Genomic DNA, 852 nt, shown 5'->3' with positions numbered 1-852 from the left:
GCGCTGCCCAGCGCGTGCAGGAGCGCCTCATGGCGCCGCTGACCGACGCGGAGGCGGCGCAGCTCAAGGCCCTGCTGGCCAAGCTGGTGTTCAGCCCCGCAGCGGCGGGCAGCAGTGCTGCGGTGCGCTAGGCTCTGTCCCAACTCCTGCTCTCTACCGCCCATGAAGCTCTACAACTACTTCCGCTCGTCAGCATCCTTTCGCGTGCGCATCGCGCTGCAGTTGAAAGGGCTGGGGTACGAATACCTTCCTGTGCATCTGGTGCGCGGCGAACACCGCGAGCCGGCCTATGCCGGGCAGGTGGGCGACACCCTCGTGCCCACCCTGCTTACCGACGACGGCGTGGCGCTGTCGCAGTCGATGGCCATCATCGAATACCTCGATGAAACCCACCCCGAGCCGCCCCTCCTGCCTGCCGAGCCCCTGGCCCGGGCGCAGGTGCGCGCCCTGGCCCAGATGGTGGCCTGCGAGATGCATCCCCTCAACAACCTGCGGGTGCTGAAATACCTGGTGAATGAGCTGGGGGTGGGCGAGTCCGCCAAGAGCGCCTGGTACCACCACTGGGCCCGCAGTGGGCTTGAGGCGTTCGAGCGCCAACTGGCGCTGCTGGCGCGGCAGCGCGCCGCGCAGGGGCTGGCGGCATCGGTCTATTGCTGGGGCGACGCCCCCACACTGGCCGATTGCTGCCTGGTGCCCCAGATATTCAATTGCCAACGCTTCAACGTGGACCTCGGCGCGCTCCCGCTGACCTTGGCGGCCTTCGAAGCCTGCATGGCGCTGCCGGCTTTCCAGCAGGCGCAGCCTTCGTCGTGCCCCGACAGCGCGGCCTGATGCCTGGCCCACAGCCGTCCC

1 protein-coding gene is annotated in these 852 nt (G+C 68.5%); it reads left to right on the top strand.

Annotated features, from left to right (window positions below):
• The first annotated feature begins 162 nt into the window (after window positions 1-162).
• The gene (gene maiA / locus ACDELDRAFT_RS23160; RefSeq protein ID WP_005801738.1) at window positions 163-831 is read left to right on the top strand and encodes a maleylacetoacetate isomerase; all 669 of its coding nucleotides are present in this window, start codon (window positions 163-165) and stop codon (window positions 829-831) included.
• Window positions 832-852 lie beyond the last annotated feature (21 nt).

Source organism: Acidovorax delafieldii 2AN (genome assembly GCF_000175235.1).
GTDB lineage: Bacteria > Pseudomonadota > Gammaproteobacteria > Burkholderiales > Burkholderiaceae_C > Acidovorax > Acidovorax delafieldii_B.
This window is presented reverse-complemented; position numbering and strand designations above follow the sequence as displayed.